The organism is Limnospira sp. PMC 1279.21 (assembly GCF_032349615.1).
Classification (GTDB): Bacteria; Cyanobacteriota; Cyanobacteriia; order Cyanobacteriales; family Microcoleaceae; genus Limnospira; species Limnospira fusiformis.
Genome location: NZ_JARPLU010000357.1, coordinates 1 through 1,728, shown reverse-complemented (window position 1 = coordinate 1,728; position 1,728 = coordinate 1). Strand labels below are relative to the sequence as shown.

At 42.5% G+C, this 1,728-nt stretch carries 2 pseudogenes; one reads left to right on the top strand and one right to left on the bottom strand.

What is annotated here, in order from left to right:
- A pseudogene (locus tag P5683_RS24525) lies at positions 1-189 on the bottom strand (hypothetical protein); the annotation flags it as partial.
- A 186-nt stretch (positions 190-375) separates the two neighbouring features.
- On the opposite strand from P5683_RS24525, the pseudogene ltrA reads away from it, so the two are divergent.
- A pseudogene (gene ltrA, locus P5683_RS24520) lies at positions 376-1,693 on the top strand (group II intron reverse transcriptase/maturase); the annotation flags it as partial.
- Positions 1,694-1,728 lie beyond the last annotated feature (35 nt).

Genomic DNA, 1,728 nt, shown 5'->3' with positions numbered 1-1,728 from the left:
CACTGCCAACCATCCATGATTAGGGAAACCGAATGTCCGGCTTGAACCATCGTCATCAATCCGCAGCGAAACAGGTTGATACGCTGCGCTCAAAAGAGTAAGGGGAAAAGTAGGGTTCTCTATAAAACACCTACACAGACCTTTAAAGTACCCCGGTGGATAGGACAAATCTAAAGATGGAATGCCCATATAAACGGAACGTTTTAAGTCCTCTTAGACTCTGAATATCTGGTCGAGATATCAGTAGGGATAAGTGTAACCGCAAGTCTTAGAGGATGTGAGATGTGACCAGAAGCCAACGCCCAACTGTAATGGTAGGGATATGCTAACGGGTCACGGTTTGATTGTAAAGAATAGAGTCTAGTAGGAGTTACTATGACGAAAGCGAGTTTAAAGAAAGGATTTGAGAAATCAAAACCAATCAAGACGTGCGTTTGTATCGAAAGCTATTCCCTGGGCGAAAGTTCAGAGAAAAGTTTTCAAGCTCCAAAAGAGGATATTTCAAGCAGCTAAATCGGGACAGGATGCAAAGGCAAGAAGGTTGCAACGTCTATTGGTGAAATCATATTATGCCCGACTCTTAGCAGTGCGGCGAGTGACCCAAGATAATCAAGGCAAAAAAACAGCCGGTGTCGATGGAATGAGAGCAATCTCACCAAGGCAAAGGTTTGAACTTGTTGAGAATATTAAAAGAAACCTCAAAGCAAAACCACTGCGACGGGTGTGGATTCCAAAACCTGGAAGGGATGAAAAACGCCCCCTGGGAATACCCACAATCCAAGATAGAGCGAGGCAAGCCTTGGTTAAGTCGGCTCTCGAACCTGAATGGGAATCGAGATTTGAAGGCACTAGCTATGGATTCAGACCTGGAAGGTCTGCCCATGATGCAATATCCAGAATCTTTCAGAGTATCAACAAAGGAGGTTATTACGTTCTGGATGCAGATATAGCTAAATGTTTTGACCGAATAAACCATGATTACCTTCTGTCCAAAATTCATTGTCCAAGCAGTCTAAAAAGAGACCTGAAATCATGGCTCAAAGCGGGTGTCTTGGATAACGGCGTATTCGAGGATACAGAAGCAGGGACACCCCAAGGAGGGGTAATAAGTCCACTCCTAGCCAACATCGCACTGGATGGAATGGAAAGGTTAGGTAAGAAAATGTATCCTAATATAGGAACAAACTTCCAGGTCAACCTAATAAGATACGCCGATGATTTCGTGGTCATATCCAAAGACCTAAGAATCATTGAACAGTGCAAAATTGCCATTTCCGAATGGCTAAAACCTGTAGGACTAGAAATAAAACCTGAAAAGACTCGAATTTGCCATACGCTCAATCCCATTGAGTATAACGGCAAAACAGAAGAACCAGGATTTGACTTTCTAGGATTCAATATCAGGCAATATCCAGTAGGAAAATATAAATCTGGAAAAAGTAGGGGAAGAAGAAAAGGAGGCTTCCTATTTAACAAGACCCCACATAAAATGTTGGGATTTAAAACCCACATCAAACCCAGCAAAAAGGCAGTTAAATCCCATATTGAAGTGATAAAAGGTGTAATTGAACAACATAAAACAGCACCTCAATCAGCCCTGATTAGCAGACTAAACCCAATCATAAGGGGATGGTCAAACTACTATTCAGGAGTCGTCTCATCTGAGACCTTCGTTAAACTAGACCACATAGTGCGAAACGTTTAGGAGTCAAATAAGGCTGCAATGCC